This is a genomic window from Colwellia sp. BRX8-4, from assembly GCF_014077345.1.
Classification (GTDB): domain Bacteria; phylum Pseudomonadota; class Gammaproteobacteria; order Enterobacterales; family Alteromonadaceae; genus Colwellia_A.
In genome coordinates this window covers 170,488-189,155 of the sequence record NZ_JACGVS010000006.1, presented here as the reverse complement: position 1 = coordinate 189,155, position 18,668 = coordinate 170,488, and the positions used below count along the sequence as shown (strand labels likewise).

Below are 18,668 nucleotides of genomic sequence, written 5' to 3'. Positions count from 1 at the left end.
GTTAACAGGTATTAACTTTAAAGCTATATTGTTTGAATTATGGATAAAACTGCTTATTTTAGTATAGGTTATCTTTACTTGAATGTTAAAAATAAATGAAAAAGAGCTTCAACACTAATACAGAATAGATGATATTGACTATAACCGAGGTGAATAATTTAAACAACCGTTTAAATTATGTGTTTGAAAGCTATTAATAACCGCTAATGAAATAAAATAGCTTGGTGAAAGTTAACTATCTTGAGATAATTACTTTTAATATTATTTTTTAGGATTGTTGATGAAACTATTAGTACGTAACTTATCTCGCTCTACAACCGAACAAGAAATTCGGATTTTATTTTCAGCTCATGGTGGTGTCACCGAATGTACTTTAGTTTTAGACCAAGAAACGGGAAAATCTAAAGGTTTCGCGTTTGTGGCAATGCCTAATGAAGCAGAAGCTAAAAAAGCGATTAAAGCACTGCACGAAACTAGAATTGGTAGTAATAGAATTAGAGTGAAAATATCTAAGTAAGACTAATTATCATTATTAGCATTCAATAAAAAGGCTGAGTATCAATTAAGATACTCAGCCTTTTTTATCTTTATAATTTAACGAATGTTACGTTACAGTAAGCTAGACAATATAGTATTAAACGTTTCGCTTGGACGCATCGCTTTACGCGCTAGGTCAACATCAGCATAATAATAACCGTTGATGTTCATTGAAGGACCTTGAGCGGCATTTAACTCAGCAATAATTTTAGCTTCTTGCTTAGTTAATGCTTGAGCAATAGCAGTAAAACTCGCTTTTAACTCTTCATCATTTGTTTGTTCAGCAAGTGCTTGTGCCCAGTACATAGCAAGATAAAAATGGCTACCACGGTTATCTAATTCACCCACTCTACGTGAAGGCGATTTGTTTTCATCGAGGAACTTACCTGTTGCTGAATCTAGCGTATCAGCAAGTACTTGCGCTTTGTTATTCTTGGTATGAACGCTTACATGTTCCAAAGAAGCAGCAAGGGCTAAAAATTCACCCAAAGAATCCCAACGTAAATGGTTTTCTTTTTCAAATTGTTGAACATGCTTAGGTGCTGAACCACCCGCGCCTGTTTCAAATAATCCGCCGCCATTCATTAGTGGCACAATTGAAAGCATTTTAGCGCTGGTGCCCAATTCTAAAATTGGAAATAAATCAGTTAAGTAATCACGTAAAACGTTACCGGTTACTGAAATAGTATCTTCACTCTTAGCGGTACGCGCTAAAGTAAACTCACAGGCTTTAACGGGTTCTAAAATCTGAATATCTAAACCTGTTGTATCATGGTCAGCTAGGTAGGTATTTACCTTTTTAATCATCTCTGCATCATGGCCACGATTTTCATCTAACCAAAATACTGTCGGTACGTTAGTTGCTTTAGCACGTGTAACAGCAAGCTTAACCCAATCTTGAATAGGCGCATCTTTAACCTGACACATTCTCCAAATATCACCTTGAGCAACGTTATGTTCTAACAAGGTTTCGCCGTTGTCATTAACTACTCGAACCGTACCTTTACCTGTCATGGTAAATGTTTTGTCATGTGAACCGTATTCTTCAGCTTTTTGCGCCATTAGACCTACGTTCGGCACTGTACCCATTGTTGTTGGGTTGAATGCACCATTTACACGACAAAAATCGACAACCGCTGAAAAAACACCGGCGTAGTTACGATCAGGGATCATAAACTTAGTATCTTTTTGATTGCCATCACGATCCCACATCATACCAGAAGCTCTTAAAGCCGCAGGCATTGAAGCATCAATAATTACATCGCTTGGTACATGAAAATTAGTAATACCTTTGTCTGAATCAACCATCGCAACTTCTGGACGTGTGGTATAAACAGCGGCTAAATCGGCTTCAATTTCTTTTTGTTTTTCGCTTGGTAAACGAGATATTTTTGCATAAACATCGCCAATACCATTATCGGCATCTACACCAAGTTGTTCGAAAATAGCAGCATGTTTGTCAAAAACATCTTTATAGAAAACTTTTACTGCATAGCCGAACATGATTGGATCTGAAACTTTCATCATGGTTGCTTTTAAGTGAAGAGAAAGTAAAACGCCCTCTTCTTTAGCTTTAGCTGTTTGTGTTTCATAGAATTCAATTAATGCCGCTTTGCTCATGACTGCCGCATCGATAATTTCTTTGTCTAATAACGGTAAGTGCTCTTTTAATAAAGTGACCGCACCATTTTCGCTAACGAATTCAATCTTTACATTGGTTTCGCCATTAATAGTGGTTGATTTTTCACTACCGTAAAAGTCACCCGCTGACATATGAGCAACGTGTGATTTAGAATCTTTTGACCAAGCACCCATAGAATGTGGATTTTTGCGTGCATATTGTTTAACCGAGCTAGGCGCACGACGGTCTGAGTTACCTTCACGTAGAACAGGATTAACCGCAGAGCCTAAAACTTTTGCGTAAGTAAGCTTAATAGATTGCTCAGCTTCATTTTGTGGTTCAGCTGGATAGTTTGGTAAGTTATAACCTTTAGCTTGAAGCTCTTTAATAACGGCTTCTAGCTGTGGTATTGAAGCTGAAACATTAGGTAATTTAATGATGTTAGCTTCTGGTGTTTTAGCTAACATGCCTAATTCAGATAAAGCATCACTAACACGTTGTTCTGCTGTTAAGTATTTTGGAAAGTTTGCTAATACACGTGCCGCAAGTGAAATATCACGCGTTTCAACGTTAATACCTGAAGAAGCCGTAAATGCCTGAATAATTGGTAATAAAGAGTGAGTCGCCAATGCAGGCGCTTCATCGGTAATCGTATAAATTATTTTTGTTGAATCTGAGCTCATTTACTTTCCTATTGCTAATTGCCTAATAAAGTGAAAATACCACCTGTTGGCGTTATTCATCACTCTATTACTATTAATTATTCCGCGAGAACGCTAAAGCGTATTAAAAATTTATGACTATTTATTCGCGATCTATGTGCCTGAGTAAGTACAGACATAAAAAACCAGTGGCTGTACCACTGGTTAACCTGAGTATTATAAACCTTCAAGTAAGCTTCGTAAACAATATGGCTATAATTACAAATAACTATGTTGTATATATAGCCATTATTTATTCTAACCAACCTTTGTCAATTGTTAATGAAAACAATAAAGGCGAAAAAGATTTGTATTTTTCATCATTTGACGGACACTTTGCATTCTCTATATAATGCGCTTTCCATGGATCATTGATTAGCCAAATTTTATTATTCGCTACTGCAACGCCTTCTAATGAGGTGTTACCGATAGGCTCCCAATCACTGCATTCATTATTTTCAGCACTCACTGGCGCTAAAAAATTCATCGCAATAATTTTTGTTGGTTGTTTCTTTGCCAAATCGATAATCCATAATTGATCATCATTCCTAGCTGCAGCAACGATATAACCAGGGTGATTATCCTTCGAAAGATAGTCCATACCATTTATAGGGTGCCCACCCTGACTAAATGTCGGTAATAGAACTTCAGTATCAATTACCGGAGCAAATTCATCAGTCGCCCAAAAATTTTCGCCTAATACCAACGAAAAAATACGAGCTAAACCCTGACTGTCTTTTTCTAAACCAAGGTATAAAGTATTGTCCTGACCAAAAGCTAGTCCCTCGATACCATCATTAGAAAAGTCACCCACGTTATAACTTGCGTCAAATTGTAAGGGTCTAACATGCGTCATCGATAATATATTATTATCATCAAGCGCTAATCTCACAATAAGTGTGGGGTATGTTGTCGAACCGGTATTTTGAAAACGCTGCTGACATGCCGATGAAAGTTCATCGCCATTACGGGCATCTTCGGTCACTATAATGAAAACTTTATCATTGTTAGGGTCAACCGCTAAAGCTTCAAAATCAGGCTCACCTGCTAGATACGAGGAAAAGCAGCTAGACTTTACCTGGCTAGACAGGGTCATAAGCATTGATTTTTCTTCTACTAATCCACTCGTGGGCTCAATAATATGTAATTGTTTCTGCTGAGACTTATCAGCTGAACCATCAGAGAGCGTCAGTAACTTTCCGCGCCATAGCTTTAACGCGGAGGTTTGTGGATCGAACATAACTTGCTGATCAGCTTCTACCAGCCACTTTCCCTTTAAAGTCACTTGCTGATGAATGTTATCATCAGCAAGCACAGTAAAAGCAGAGAGATAGATAGCTATAAAGGGTAGCAGCTTCATTAACAACTCAACCTGTAATTATTTTAAAAGGTGTAATATATTGGTAAGGTCAGATTTGCCTTCAGCAATTTCTTCTTGTGTTAATCCTGACAATTCATGTGGAAATACCAACCATTCATCAGACTCGTGAACATAGTAGTCTGGTTTGATATCAACCACGTTATTGGTTGGCTTATACCAAGGACAAGCAATGCGAACATCTGTTGGCATATTATTACGCGCTAATTTTTTAAGTTGTTTTATTAATGCATCAATACTGCGGCCTGAATCAAAAACATCATCAACAATTAATAAGCCATCAGTTGCATTGGCATTTTCGATAATGTAATGCAAACCATGCACTTTGATTTCTTTACTTTGTTGGTTAATGCCGTAGTAAGAAGAAGTACGGACAGCGATATGATCTGTTTCAATATTTTTAAAATCAAAATACTCCTGAACAGCAATACCAACAGGTGCTCCACCACGCCATATGCCTATGATAAATTGTGGACGAAAACCATCTTCAAAGACTTTTGCGGCCAGTCTAAAAGAATCTTCTAGTAATTCTTGTGCGGTGATAAATTTTTTATTCATAGTGGTTGTTTCTTACTGTAAAAGTAGTGTAATGTGGCGAATTATATCAATTCTTGACCGAATGGTTAAGTAAATTATTCAGTGAATTAACGTTTATTATTTACCTGTACTCAAAAAACTTGAGTTTAACTAAGAGAAGTATTAATGCAAAAAACAATATTAACAACTGCTAGTTTACTATTTAGCTTAATGTATGTTTCACCAAGTTACTCTCAAGAACTAAAAGTAGCTTCATGGAATATCGCTTGGTTAGGTTCTCATGAGTATAATAAACGAAAATCAGATGATTATCAGCAATTAGCCGTCTATGCTAAACAACTTGATGCCGATGTGATTGCTTTACAAGAAGTTGAAGATGAAAATTGGGCGAAAATGGTCTTCGGTAACGAATACGATTTTTATTTTTCAACTAAAGATTGGGTACAGCGTGTTGGTGTTGCTGTTAAAAAATCAGCGGGCTTAACAGTGGTTGCCAAAGAATATAAAGCATTAAATGTTACCCGTGTCAGACATGGTATGGACTTAACCTTATCTCGAGATGGTAAACAAATCAGGTTACTTGCCGTACATTTAAAGTCTGGTTGTTTTGCTTTGCCACTTGATAGCAAATATCTTGCAGCGATGCCAAGTAGTACAGATAAAGAATTAAGACTAAAAGAAGCCTGCACTACATTAAGTATGCAAATAGACCCACTTGAACGTTGGGTAGATGAACGAGCTAAAGATAATGAAGCCTTTATTGTACTTGGCGATTTTAACCGCAGGTTCTCACAAGATGTAAGTCATCAATATGCCGAAGACCAAGGTTTATGGCAAGCACTTGACGATGAAGGCAATGAAGCGCTTTGGACACCAACAATGACTAAAGAGTCTGCTTGTTGGGGCGGTTACTACAAAGATTATATCGACCATATTGTTTTTAACCCTAGCGCTAAAAACATGTATATTGAAAACTCTTTTGAACAATTAGTTTTCAAAGAAAAATATACTCGCGAGCTTGCTAATACATTAACAGACCATTGCCCTATTTCGGTTAAAGTACAGCTTTAAACATTTAATAAGGATTTTGAGCTAGAATAGACCACAGACATAAACCGTTGCTAGTGATAACTAGCAACACTTTATATTATCAGGACAATAGACCCACATGTATAACAAGCAACTGCCACTTATAGACCTTCACCGACATTTAGACGGAAACATTCGACCTAAAACTGTTTGGCAATTAGCTCAGAAAAATAATATTGCCTTACCTGAAACTAATTTCGAAGACTTTTTACCTCATATTAAAATTACTGACAATGAAGCCGACCTGCTCGCTTTTTTAAAGAAGTTAGATTGGGGCGTGCAAGTTCTCTCTTCATTAGATGATGTTATTCGCATCGGTTATGAAAATGTAGAAGATGCTTATCTGGCTAATATTGATTATGCCGAATTACGTTTTTCACCTTTTTATATGGCAATGACCCATAAACTCCCTATTGAAGGTGTTGTGGAAGCGATTATTGAAGGCGTTAACCAAGGCCGTAAAAAGTATCCGACCAAAATAAATTTAATTGGTATTTTGAGCCGTACTTTTGGAGTAGACAATTGTGAAACTGAGCTCAACGCCCTTTTAGCCCATAAAGATAATATTGTTGCACTTGATTTAGCGGGAGACGAATATAATTTTCCTGGTAGCCTTTTTGAAAGTCACTTTAAGAAAGCATCACATGCGGGTTTGCAAGTAACCGTGCATGCGGGTGAAGCGGCCGGACCAGAAAGCGTTTGGCATGCTATAGAAAAATTGGGAGCGACTAGAATTGGTCATGGTGTCGCTTGTGTAAAAGATCAAAAGCTAATGGACTACATGCTTAAACATAACATTGGTCTTGAGTCTTGCCTGACGTCAAATTATCAAACAGGTACGATAAAAGATTTAAGTCAGCACCCAGTAAAAACTTTTTTAGCAAATGGCCTTAATGTTTGTTTAAATACCGATGATCCTGCAGTTGAGAATATTGAGCTTGAAGATGAATTTAACCTTGCCAGTAACTTACTTAAACTCAGTGAAGCACAAATAACGCAATTACAAAGCAATGCCATTGAAATGAGTTTTTTAAGCCATGATGAAAAACAAACATTACGCCAATTAAAACTATAGCGTAAAGATAATATTGCTATCAATCACACTGCGATTATAAATTTTATTGGTTGTTGTTAACCTTAATGATTAATAGGTAATTGATCGTTACAGTACTTAGTATTATTATACCCATATTAACTTTTAGGCGACTTTTAAATAGTCGCCATAAACATTTTTTTCAGTAAAAAACCCTTGATAGCAGTTTGATCCCATCAGGTCTGGCTAGAAACTTACTGAGTTACACTTAAAAACTAAAGGATAACTCTTATGCCAACTCCACATATTGAAGCTCAAGCAGGCGACTTTGCAAAAACTGTATTAATGCCGGGCGACCCACTTCGCGCTAAATATATTGCCGATAATTTCTTAGAAAATGTTAAATGCGTTACACGTGTTCGAAACATGTTTGGCTACACGGGCACCTATAAAGGCAAGCCTATCTCAGTAATGGGTTCTGGAATGGGGATCCCTAGCGTTTCAATATACGCGACTGAATTATACAAAGACTACGGCGTTGAAAGTATTATTCGTATTGGTTCTTGTGGCGCTGTTCGTGATGACATTAAAGTACGTGATATTGTTATTGGTATGGCAGCAAGTACCGACTCTAACGTTAACAGACAGCGTTTTCATGGCGTTGATTTTGCCGCATGTGCAGACTTTTCATTGTTAAAGAGTGTTGTAGATACGGCTGAACGTTTAAATAAACCTGTCCGCGTTGGTAATATTTTTACGGCGGATTTATTTTATACTCCGCAGCCTGAAATGTTTGCCACTATGGAAAAGTATGGAATTTTAGCGGTAGAAATGGAAGCTGCTGGCCTTTATGGCGTTGCAGCAGAATACGGTAAAAAAGCTTTAACGGTATTAACCGTGAGCGATCATATTAAAACTGGTGAACAAACTACCGCAGATGAGCGCGAAACCACCTTTAAAGACATGATGGAATTAACCTTAGAAAGTATTCTATAACGTTATATTCGTTCATTCTGAATATAAAAAAGGGGGTTAGCATTTTTGCTACCCCCTTTTTTTATAATCATTATTTACACGAATAACAGCTTTTTAATCAAAGCCACTTCACTACTTATTGTTAAAGTTAAGCTCAGTTAGAAAGCTGGTACCGTAATCCATTTTATCAACATTAAACATTTCAGCTATGGTTTGCCCTAAATCAGCAAAGGTTGTTCGTTTACCTAAATTTACCGAAGCAATATTGTGATGATAAGCCAATACTGGCACATACTCACGGGTATGGTCGCTACCTGGCCACGTTGGATCACATCCATGGTCAGCGGTTAAAAACAGCACATCATTATCGGTCATCGCATTGAGAACTTCAGGGATGCGCAGATCGAAGGCTTCAAGTTCTTGTGCATAGCCGACCGGGTTACGTCTATGGCCAAAGTCTTGGTCGAAATTAACTAAATTAGTAAATATTAACGAATTATCGGCTGCACTATTAAGATGTTTAATACTGGCATCGAGCAAAGCATCTAAGCCCGTCGCTTTGGTTTTTTCGCTAATACCTTGATGGGCAAAAATGTCAGCAATTTTACCAACACTGATCACATGCGTACCGGCATCAAAAATTTTATCTAGCACGGTTGGTGCTGGTGGTAATACCGAATAATCGCGGCGGTTACCTGTTCGAGAAAAATTGTCTGGGTTGTCACCGATAAAAGGTCTGGCAATAACTCGCCCTATATTAAGGCCTTCAAGTTCTGCTCTTACTGTTTCACAATACTTATAAAGATTGTCTAGACCAAAATGTTCTTCATGTGCGGCAACCTGAAAAACACTATCTGCTGAGGTATAACAAATAGGTAAGCCAGTTTTGATATGCTCTTGTCCTAACTTTTCTAAGATAACCGTACCTGAGGCATGACAATTGCCTAGCATATCGCTAAAGCCAGTGGCTTTGTTAACTTTATCTATTAGGTCAACCGGAAAGGCTTCTTCTTTATTGGTGAAATATCCCCAGTCAAAGAGAACCGGCACACCTGCCATTTCCCAATGACCACTTGGGGTATCTTTACCTGTGCTTATCTCTTGTGCGTAGCCATAAGCCCCTTTTTGAGGTTCACCGCCTTGCTGTGGAAAATCGGTATTTGACGCCTCATGGCAAGCTTGAAATAAGCCTAAACTTGCCAAATTAGGTAAGTTTATCGCTTTGCCTGTCTCTGCATAATATGCTTTAGCGAGGTTAGCAAGGGTATTTGCACCTACATCACCAAACTCAGCTGCATCAGCAGAGTAACCGATACCAAAACTGTCTATTACTAAAACTATTGCGCGGGCCATACCATTTCCTTTATGATCTTTTTTCAATATATATTCATAAATAGCAGAATAAAACATGACCACATGGTCAAGTTGTGCTAATTTACCATCTTTTGAAAATGGGGTAAATGATGCTTTAAAATATACGCGAATAAAGTAACGTATTTTTGATCATTTAACCGTAAAAGTATAAAATTAGCGTTAATTACTATCACTTTATCACTAATGATAGGATTAAAACCATTTCTGAAGCTGAATTATCGACAGGCATAAACAATTGAACGCAAATAAACCGACAATCATTACAATCACAGGTCCTTCTGCATCGGGTAAAACCCTTTTTGCGCATACTATTCACGACGAACTTATCGATGAATTAGGTGAAGACGGTATTTCTATTCTAAGTGAAGACGCCTATTATCGCGATCAATCTCATTTGTCGATGTCTGAACGTGAACAAACAAACTATGATAATCCCAGTGCCTTTGAACATGACTTGTTAACTGAGCACTTAAAAAATATCACTGAAAATAAATCTATCGACGTGCCTATTTACTGTTATAAAACGCATACACGTTTAAATGAAACACGGGTATTTACACCAACGAAGATTGTGCTTGTTGAAGGTATTTTACTGCTTTCAAACAAAGCACTTAGAGATCAGTTTGATATAAAAGTCTACATGGACACGCCACTTGATATTTGTTTAGTTCGACGAATTAAACGTGATTTAACCGAGCGAAATAGAAGTGTTGAGTCGGTAACAAATCAATACTTAGAAACGGTTAGACCTATGTATTATCAATTTATTGAACCCTCTAAAGCATGGGCTGATATAGTGATCACACGAGGCGGAAAAAACAGAATGGCGATTGAAGTACTTAAAGCAAAAATTCGTCAACTGTCAAAATTACCACTACAAAAATAACAATAACAATAACAATAACAATAAAAAATATTAAGGGGTATGTATGGATTTTGCCGCATTTAGAGGGGTAATAGGCATATTTGTTTTATTAGCCATTGCCTATGGAATTTCTAAAAGTAGAAAGGACATTAATTTTCGTACGGTAGGTTTTGCATTTTTGCTGCAACTATTACTTGGTGCGTTTGTTTTATATGTCCCCTTTGGCAAAGACGTATTGACTACGATTACTTCAAGTGTTCAAAGTGTTATTGATAGTGCCAAGGTCGGTATTAACTTCCTCTTTGGTGGCTTAGGCACAGACGCTATGTACGAGAATGGTGTTGGTTTTGTCTTTGCTGTACGTGTTTTACCTAATATTATTTTCTTTTCTTCATTAATCGCCGTACTTTATTATCTTGGCATTATGCAGTGGGTTATTAAAATTATTGGTGGTAGTTTACAAAAACTGTTAAAAACCAGTAAACCCGAGTCACTATCAGCGACTGCCAATATCTTTGTTGGTCAAACAGAAGCCCCCTTAGTTGTTCGACCTTATATTGCTAAAATGACTCAGTCTGAACTATTTGCCATTATGGTTGGTGGCTTAGCCTCTGTTGCTGGTTCTATTATGGCGGGTTATGCGGGTTTAGGCATAGAGCTTAAATACCTAATCGCGGCGTCGTTTATGGCGGCACCGGGTGGCTTACTGATGGCTAAAATTATTTGCCCTGAAACAGAGCCTGAAAAAATTGTTCAAGACTCGATAGACTTTGATGAAGGCGATGAAAAGCCTGCTAATGTTATTGATGCTGCTGCATCTGGCGCGGCATCTGGATTAAAACTAGCGGTGAATGTGGGTGCGATGCTATTAGCTTTTATTGCTTTAATTGCTCTCCTCAATACCATTGTTGGCGGTATTAGTGGTTTATTCGGCTACGATAATATTACCATCGAACTTATTTTAGGCTACGTGTTTGCTCCCTTCGCTTTCATTATTGGTGTACCTGTTAATGAAATGCTACAAGCAGGTAGTTTTATCGGCCAAAAAGTTGTGGTCAATGAATTTTTTGCTTATGTTAATTTTGTTGAAATTAAAGATACACTTTCACCGGTAACCCAAGCCATCGTCACCTTTGCATTGTGCGGCTTTGCTAACTTATCTTCCATCGCAATTTTGTTAGGTGGTATTGGTTCAATGGCGCCTAGTCGCCGACGTGATATCGCACGCCTTGGTATGCACGCAATGTTAGCGGCAACCTTAGCTAATTTAATGAGCGCAGCTATTGCTGGCGTATTCATTTCTTTATAAATAATTGATAGGAAAATAAACGTTATGTCTGACCTTAAAGCCATCGCTCAACGCGCACTTTCGTTAATTGATTTGACAAGTTTAACCGATAGCGAAACAGAAGAAGAAATTATAGCCTTGTGTCAACAAGCAAATTCTATCGGTGGCGTCACTGCTGCTATCTGTATTTTTCCTCGCTTTGTGCCTTTGGCAAAAAAGACGTTAAAAGCGCAACAAACACCACAGATAAAAATTGCTACCGTCACTAACTTCCCGCACGGTAATGATGATATAGATATCGCATTAGCTGAAACACAAGCCGCTGTCGCATACGGCGCCGACGAAGTCGATTTAGTTTTTCCTTACCGAGCACTAATGGAAGGTAATGAAGCGATTGGTTTTGATATGGTCAAAGTGTGTAAACAAGCTTGTGGTGAATTTGCTAAGTTGAAGGTGATTATTGAAACGGGTGAGCTTAAATCACCTGCGTTGATTGAACATGCCAGTGAAATTGCTATTAATGCCGGTGCTGACTTTATCAAAACCTCAACGGGGAAAGTTGCGGTAAATGCAACACCAGAAGCCGCAAAAATAATGCTTGAAGTGATAAAAAACAAAAATATCAATGTCGGTTTTAAACCCGCAGGTGGTGTTAAAAACGCAGAAGATGCAGCCGTTTATCTTGCTTTAGCCGATAGTATCTTAGGCAGTGAGTGGGCTGATAATAACCACTTTCGCTTTGGTGCAAGTAGCTTACTTAACAGTTTACTTGACACACTAGGACACAGCACAGAAAATACCTCAGCAACTAACTACTGATCTCCTTTGATAAAGAAGTAACTCATGGCACAACTGTATTTTTATTATTCATCAATGAATGCGGGTAAATCTACTCATTTGCTGCAATCGTCTTATAATTATAGAGAGCGCGGCTTAACTACCGCAATTTATACGGCGCAAATTGATGACAGATTCGCCAAAGGCAAAGTCGCTTCGCGCTTAGGTATAGACGCAGATGCTTTCTTATTTGATGATAGCATCAATATGTTTACTGAAATAAAAGATAAACATCAAGCCGCTAAAATAGATTGCGTACTGATTGATGAAGCACAGTTTTTGTCAACTGAACAAGTTAAGCAGTTAACGGATGTTGTCGATCTCTTACATATTCCCGTGTTAGCCTACGGAATAAGAACTGACTTTCTTGGTGAAACTTTTTCAGGCAGCGCTGCCCTTCTTGCTTGGGCCGATAAGTTAGTCGAATTAAAAACAATTTGCCATTGTGGCCGCAAAGCTAATTTTGTTATCAGACAAGATGAAAATGGTGTACCTGTAAAAGTAGGTCAACAAGTAGAAGTTGGCGGCAATGAACGTTATGAGCCATTATGCAGAGCCCATTTTAAACAGTTGGTCTGGTAAATATCTAGATTAAAGCACTTATTGCTAACAATATATTCAGCTAAATTTCCTCTATACCTTTAAAAAACAAGGAATATTCCATGTCAGTTTTTGAAAGCTCTCATCCTCTGGTTAAACACAAAGTCAGTTTACTACGCGATAATAACATTTCAGTTAAAGCCTTTCGAGAATTAACCAAAGAGATATCAATGTTATTAACGGTTGAGGCCACTCAACACCTTAGTATTAAAAATATCCCATTAACTTGTTGGTCTGGCGAAATTTCAGTGCCAACTCTTGCTGATAAACAACCCACACTGGTACCCATTCTACGTGCCGGTTTAGGTATGCTTGAAGGCTCACTGTCAATACTGCCATGTGCAAAAATAAGTGTTGTCGGTATACAACGTAATGAAGACACATTAGCGCCAGAAAGTTATTACGAGAATATTATCTCTGATATAGAAAGTCGAACAGCGATTATTATTGATCCTATGCTAGCGACTGGCGGCACAGCATTAGCAACCATAGATCTATTAAAGGCATCGGGATGTAAAACAATCATTGCACTATTTTTGGTCGCTGCCCCTGAAGGTATAAAATTGCTTGAGGATGCTCATCCGGATGTCACGTTAACGATTGGTGTGATAGATGAGAAACTTAACGAACAAGGTTATATTTTACCGGGTCTGGGCGATGCCGGTGATAAAATCTTTGGTACGCTGTAATTAATGCGACTTGCTTAAACTAATCACTTTTTTAATAAGTGATTAGTTAGCAAGATATTACCTATATCGGCATTGTTTATAACGGCCTTATTTAATAAATAACCGGTGGTAATTCAGGACTTTCTTCAGAATAAGTGATCGCTTGTTTAAATTGCTCTGCGGCTAACAGCGCTGAATTTTCGTCTTTGGCGTGTACACGAGCGATGACTTCACCACTATTAACCTGAACCCCAAGCGGTAAAATTCTATCGAAGCCAACACTGTGATTAACTTTTTGTTTTGGCGCAGTTCTTCCGCCGCCTAATCCCACCACTGACATACCAATATCTCGAGTGTTCATTTGAGCTAAATAGCCATGTTGACTGGCTTTAACTTCCATAATAATGGCCGCTTTATTCATTGAGCCCCATGGGTTTTCAACAAAATCTTTTGGCCCGCCTAACGCCGCTATCATCCGCTCAAATATTTCAGCTGCTTGACCTGAATGAAGGGCTTTGTCAATTTTAAGGTAAGCGGTTTGCTCATCGCTGGCTAAGCCCGAATTCACAAGCATCGCACAGGCTAATGTTTTAACGACTTTATGTAAACGAGGTTCGCGTTGTTTACCCGTCAGATATTTAGCGGTTTCATACATTTCAATGGCATTACCGGCACTGGTGCCTAATACCTGATTCATGTCAGTAATGATCGCTTGAGTATTAACCCCTGCACCATTGGCGACACTAGAAATACTATCGGCAAGCGCTTTAGCATCTTCAAGAGATGACATCATCGCGCCATTACCCACTTTGACATCCATCACTAAAGTATCAAGACCTGCCGCAAGTTTTTTAGATAAAATTGAAGCGGTTATCAGTGGAATAGATTCAACCGTCGCGGTCACATCACGAATACCATAAAGGCGTTTATCTGCTGGCGCTAAATTATCTGTTTGAGAAATAATGGCTACGCCCACGTCTTTAACAATACGCTTAAACTCGCTAATTGTTGGTTCTACATTAAAACCGGCAATACTTTCTAATTTATCTGATGTACCTCCGGTATGCCCTAACCCTCTACCTGAGATCATTGGCACATAAGCGCCACACGCAGAAACAATAGCAGCTAACATAAAGCTGACTTTATCACCTACGCCACCCGTAGAGTGTTTATCAACGATAGGGGCATCATAGCCCTCCCAAGAGAGCACATCACCCGAGTTCATCATGGCGGTGGTGAGCGTTACTTTTTCTTCAACCGATAATCCTTGCTGAAAAATTGCCATCGCCATTGCACCGACTTGGCTGTCAGAAAAGCTACCATCAACTAAACCATTAACAAAATCGTGAATTTGGCTTTGATTGAGAATTTTACCATCGCGCTTAGTGCGAATAATTTCTTGGGGTAATATCATTGATGGATATCCTTAAATGTCCAATAAATATTTTGGCGTAAAAGCATCAGGTAAAAGCTCAGCGACACTCCACACTTGTTGTTTGTCTTTGTGATTAAACGCTATCACAGGTGCTGATTGTTCAAAAAATTCAGCAATAACCTGTCGGCAAGCGCCACACGGAGGTGTCATTTTTTCTTGCTCGGTATATATAACGATCATTTGAAAACTTTGCTCACCCTTTATCACGGCATGGCTTATGCAATTTCGTTCTGCACAGACAGTTAAACCGTAAGAGGCATTTTCAACATTACACCCTTGGACAATCGTACCGGAAGTGGTTAAAGCCGCAGCACCGACATGAAACTTACTATAAGGCGCATAAGCTTTTAAATAAGCTTCTTTAGCGGCTACTTTTAATTCTGCAGGTATTTCTATGGTATTTTTATTCATTATTGTAAAAATTCAAGAGTAATGTAGACCTGTGAGAATACCATAGCTGACCAAGTGGTCAAGTAATGCATTTAAGGTATCACTTACATGGCTAAATTTTTTGTAAAAAAAAACCCTTTAGTAAACTAAAGGGTTTATATTTCAATAGATTACAGTGTGGTTAGAACTTGTAGCTAACACCCACTTTTATACGCCATGCAGAATCAGTCGTATAAAATTTATTGTCTGCGTAACTACCATCATCATTTTGTGAGATAGAACGGCCATATACATATTGTCTTGTTGCTGGGTCAACAGTAAATTCAACTAACTCTTGAGTACCGAAGTCGCTTCCGTATACTTTACCTTTGCTGCTATCTACAAGATTTAATAGATTATCAACCGTTAAGTAAACCATACCCTTGTGGCCTTCTTTAAACCCTGGGATTTCTTGACGAATGCTTAAATCAAGTGTTGTTACCCATGGAGTAGTTATTACGCCTTTTGGTAAGTAACCACCGGCATATTTATCTAAACCTAAGTCGTTAATCGCTTCAAAGAAGTTAGCTTCATTTTCCGCTGAACTGAAAACAACGTTAGTATCACCTGGTGTAGGAATATAAGGTAAGAACGAATCGTTAGTAGTACCAGGGCTTAATAAACCATAAGGGTCGCTACCTGGGCCACTTCTTCCATCTACGTCAGTACCGTCAGCATAGAAAGTTACTGGCTTGCCTGAACGGCGTTCGAAGAACAAGTTGATATTAGTTTTGTAACCTGCAACAAATTCAGTTTCATAACCTAAGTTAACAACAAATCTGTGTTCTGTTTCAAAACCAGAACGACCTACTACAGCGTCATTACGGTTAATCACCGTATTATAGCCAAAGTTACTGCCTGCTGTAGCACTTGTACTTGTGTGTGCATCAGTTACATCTTGGTTAGTGTATGACGTTGTTAATCTAACACCACTGTCCCAATCTTTGTTCAAAACAACGCTGAAGATTTTAGAACGACCATCTTTACCGGCATTTGTTAACATTAAGTCAGTAATTGAACCATCGGCATCATCATAAATAGTACGACCGCCATCTGCTGTCGTGCCATCTTCATCACCCAACAAACTTGCATCTTGCCAAAAAGCAGTATTCTCTGACTTTTTGTATAAGTATTCTGTGGTTAATAAAAAGTCTTCACCTAATACCGGAATATCGAAGCGGTAATCAAGAGCTATCTGGTAGCGCCAATCAGAAGGTAAATCAAAGTTTGGATCAACAAAGTTTGTGCCAGCAAATGTGGTTGAATTAGCTACTGTGTCTTTATCTTCTTGACGTGGACCGCTAATATCTACATTTTCAAAGGTACCGTTTTCAAAAACTTTACCGATTCCAACGCCAGGGTTTGAATAAGAGTTAGATACCCAAACTGTTGGTTGACCACCAGAATAACGACCAACACCACCGCGAACGATAAGGTCATCACTTGCATCCCACTTAATACCAAAGCGTGGTAAGAAAATACCCGTACCGTCTAAGTTGTCAGTATTGTCATAACCTGTACGTGCTTGAGATTGTTCGTTATAGGTAGGTATGTCGCTAGACGCTAACATTTCGTATCTTAAACCCATGTCGATAGTAATATCGTCATTGAACATCCATTCATCTTGAATGTAAAAAGCATGCTCGTCACGAACAAATGAAGCGGCTGCGTCATTTGCATCTAAGCTCGTTGCATTTTGGTAGATAACTCTGTTTGCCACTTTATTTTCAAAGTCTTCAATACTACCAAAACGGTAATCGCCTTTGGTGTTTTGTAAAAACAAGTTAAAAATGTCTAAACGCTTAAACTGGTAACCAAAAGTTAAACTGTGATCGCCCACTAGGTAATCACCGTCTAAAGCCATGATAAAAGTCTTTTTATGTAAATCGTTAGAATGGCGAGAGTGATCTGCACCAATTGCGATATCACCAGAATCAGCTTGAATAACAGTGTCAGAATAATCACCTAATGAAGCTTGAGTTGTTGGGTTATCAAGGTAAGTTAGGCTAAGTTGAGTTGAAAAATCGTCATTCCAATCAGAATAAAGTTTAAACGCGTAGTTGTTTAATTCTTCAGTTCTGTCATACCAATGTGATGATAAACGTAATTCGCCACCATAAGTAGACTGGTTACGTGTACTGTTACCTTTAGTATATTGGTAAGTAAACGCTGAACGATGATCATCGTTAATGTTCCAATCGAGTTTCAACAATAATTTTTCATCGTCTACTTTAGGAGATAAATCCCATTCGCCTGGCTCTACGCCGTAGACTTCACGAGCAATTCTTTGTACTTCTAAAACATCAGCAACGCTGGCATCAGCAGAGTTAGGTACGTTAGCGCCATCTGGTCCCCACTCAACAGTTGATGTTGCTTCGTAATATTCGTATGAAGCGAAGAAAAACAATTCATCTTCAATAATAGCGCCACCAAGGGTTGCACCAAAAGTTGTTTCATCAAAATCTAATGGTGCTTCGTCTGTACCATTTTTAGGTGTGCCGGCCATGCCGTCATTTTGAGTTTCATAAAAGAATGAACCTGATAACTCGTTGGTACCTGATTTTGTTACTGCGTTAATCTTAGCGCCTTGGAAGCCGCTGTCTTTTGCATTGAAAGGAGTAACATCGATAGTTACCTGTTCAATCGCGTCAAGAGAAATAGGTGAACGCGTTGTAGGGTAACCATTGGCATTCAGACCAAAGTCATCATTTTGGCTAATACCGTCAACACTGATGCTGTTAAATCTTGGGTTAGTACCGGCAACACTTAACTCGCCATCTTTAGAAGATAAAACGGCTAGAGGGTTGTTACGAACGATATCTTTGATATCACGGTCGAAACTTGGAGCATTAACAATATCATCAGCACCAAAATAACTGTTGCTACCAATATTATTAGAAAAAATCTTGCTACCTGTTACAGAAATACGTTCAACATCGTCTGCAGCTTCAAGTTTTGCATTTAAACGAAAGGTATCACCTAGTGTTAAAAAGATATCTCTGTAAACAGTAACACCTTTTTCATCAGTGATTTTAATCGTGTAAGGACCGCCTACGCGAAGACCTTTACTTGAAAAGTTACCAGCGTCGTTAGAAGTGGTAAGCGTTTTTGTGCCTGAAGGTTCGTGGATAATTTCAATTTTTGCGTTAACTGAAATAGCACCCGCTGAATTTTCAATACTACCTCGAATAGCGGAGGAGGTATCGTTTGCCATAGCAGAAGTCGATAAGCCAAGTGCAAAAATAACTGCACTTGAAATAAGTGAGAGACGTTGAGTGTTCATCGGTTATTCCTTGATTAC

Annotated in this window: 16 protein-coding genes; 9 read left to right on the top strand and 7 right to left on the bottom strand. The window is 38.4% G+C overall.

What is annotated here, in order from left to right:
• Window positions 1-280 precede the first annotated feature (280 nt).
• Window positions 281-517 carry an RNA-binding protein gene (locus H4J56_RS07575; RefSeq protein WP_070373576.1) on the top strand — a complete coding sequence of 79 codons (237 nt, stop codon included), beginning with the start codon at window positions 281-283 and terminating at the stop codon, window positions 515-517.
• A gap of 92 nt (window positions 518-609) precedes the next feature.
• On the opposite strand, the gene H4J56_RS07570 is transcribed toward H4J56_RS07575, so the two are convergent.
• The 3 genes from H4J56_RS07570 to H4J56_RS07560 form a co-directional block, all read right to left on the bottom strand.
• The gene (locus H4J56_RS07570; protein ID WP_182259123.1) at window positions 610-2,841 is read right to left on the bottom strand and encodes an NADP-dependent isocitrate dehydrogenase; all 2,232 of its coding nucleotides are present in this window, start codon (window positions 2,839-2,841) and stop codon (window positions 610-612) included.
• A gap of 271 nt (window positions 2,842-3,112) precedes the next feature.
• Complete coding sequence (locus H4J56_RS07565) at window positions 3,113-4,219, bottom strand: hypothetical protein (RefSeq protein WP_182244783.1); 1,107 nt, start codon at window positions 4,217-4,219, stop codon at window positions 3,113-3,115.
• An 18-nt stretch (window positions 4,220-4,237) separates the two neighbouring features.
• A complete protein-coding gene (locus H4J56_RS07560; protein ID WP_146800083.1) occupies window positions 4,238-4,795 on the bottom strand; it encodes a phosphoribosyltransferase in 558 nt (185 codons plus the stop codon).
• A gap of 144 nt (window positions 4,796-4,939) precedes the next feature.
• On the opposite strand from H4J56_RS07560, the gene H4J56_RS07555 reads away from it, so the two are divergent.
• The 3 genes from H4J56_RS07555 to deoD all read left to right on the top strand — a co-directional run bounded on the left by H4J56_RS07555 (window position 4,940) and on the right by deoD (window position 7,892).
• Complete coding sequence (locus tag H4J56_RS07555; protein WP_182221940.1) at window positions 4,940-5,845, top strand: endonuclease/exonuclease/phosphatase family protein; 906 nt, start codon at window positions 4,940-4,942, stop codon at window positions 5,843-5,845.
• A gap of 97 nt (window positions 5,846-5,942) precedes the next feature.
• A complete protein-coding gene (add, locus tag H4J56_RS07550; protein ID WP_182243529.1) occupies window positions 5,943-6,938 on the top strand; it encodes an adenosine deaminase in 996 nt (331 codons plus the stop codon).
• Window positions 6,939-7,187: 249 nt separating this feature from the next.
• Window positions 7,188-7,892 carry a purine-nucleoside phosphorylase gene (gene deoD, locus H4J56_RS07545; protein WP_146800086.1) on the top strand — a complete coding sequence of 235 codons (705 nt, stop codon included), beginning with the start codon at window positions 7,188-7,190 and terminating at the stop codon, window positions 7,890-7,892.
• Between the two features lie 111 nt (window positions 7,893-8,003).
• On the opposite strand, the gene H4J56_RS07540 is transcribed toward deoD, so the two are convergent.
• On the bottom strand, window positions 8,004-9,224 hold the full coding sequence (locus H4J56_RS07540; RefSeq protein ID WP_182244782.1) for a phosphopentomutase: 1,221 nt from the start codon (window positions 9,222-9,224) through the stop codon (window positions 8,004-8,006).
• Between the two features lie 256 nt (window positions 9,225-9,480).
• On the opposite strand from H4J56_RS07540, the gene udk reads away from it, so the two are divergent.
• The 5 genes from udk to upp all read left to right on the top strand — a co-directional run bounded on the left by udk (window position 9,481) and on the right by upp (window position 13,524).
• Entirely contained in the window at window positions 9,481-10,131 is a 651-nt protein-coding gene (gene udk, locus H4J56_RS07535; RefSeq protein ID WP_070373568.1) for a uridine kinase, read from the top strand.
• Window positions 10,132-10,174: 43 nt separating this feature from the next.
• Window positions 10,175-11,419 (top strand): NupC/NupG family nucleoside CNT transporter, encoded by a 1,245-nt coding sequence (locus H4J56_RS07530; RefSeq protein WP_182215181.1) that lies wholly within the window; start codon window positions 10,175-10,177, stop codon window positions 11,417-11,419.
• A gap of 24 nt (window positions 11,420-11,443) precedes the next feature.
• Entirely contained in the window at window positions 11,444-12,217 is a 774-nt protein-coding gene (deoC, locus tag H4J56_RS07525; protein WP_182215182.1) for a deoxyribose-phosphate aldolase, read from the top strand.
• Between the two features lie 24 nt (window positions 12,218-12,241).
• A complete protein-coding gene (locus H4J56_RS07520) occupies window positions 12,242-12,817 on the top strand; it encodes a thymidine kinase (RefSeq protein WP_070373565.1) in 576 nt (191 codons plus the stop codon).
• Between the two features lie 80 nt (window positions 12,818-12,897).
• Entirely contained in the window at window positions 12,898-13,524 is a 627-nt protein-coding gene (gene upp, locus H4J56_RS07515) for a uracil phosphoribosyltransferase (RefSeq protein ID WP_182221937.1), read from the top strand.
• 91 nt (window positions 13,525-13,615) lie between these two features.
• On the opposite strand, the gene deoA is transcribed toward upp, so the two are convergent.
• The 3 genes from deoA to H4J56_RS07500 all read right to left on the bottom strand — a co-directional run bounded on the left by deoA (window position 13,616) and on the right by H4J56_RS07500 (window position 18,650).
• Window positions 13,616-14,917, bottom strand: coding sequence for a thymidine phosphorylase (deoA, locus tag H4J56_RS07510; RefSeq protein WP_182221936.1), 1,302 nt, complete (start codon window positions 14,915-14,917; stop codon window positions 13,616-13,618).
• Between the two features lie 12 nt (window positions 14,918-14,929).
• Window positions 14,930-15,349 (bottom strand): cytidine deaminase, encoded by a 420-nt coding sequence (locus H4J56_RS07505; protein WP_070373562.1) that lies wholly within the window; start codon window positions 15,347-15,349, stop codon window positions 14,930-14,932.
• Between the two features lie 160 nt (window positions 15,350-15,509).
• Complete coding sequence (locus tag H4J56_RS07500; RefSeq protein ID WP_182259122.1) at window positions 15,510-18,650, bottom strand: TonB-dependent receptor; 3,141 nt, start codon at window positions 18,648-18,650, stop codon at window positions 15,510-15,512.
• Between the last annotated feature and the right edge of the window lie 18 nt (window positions 18,651-18,668).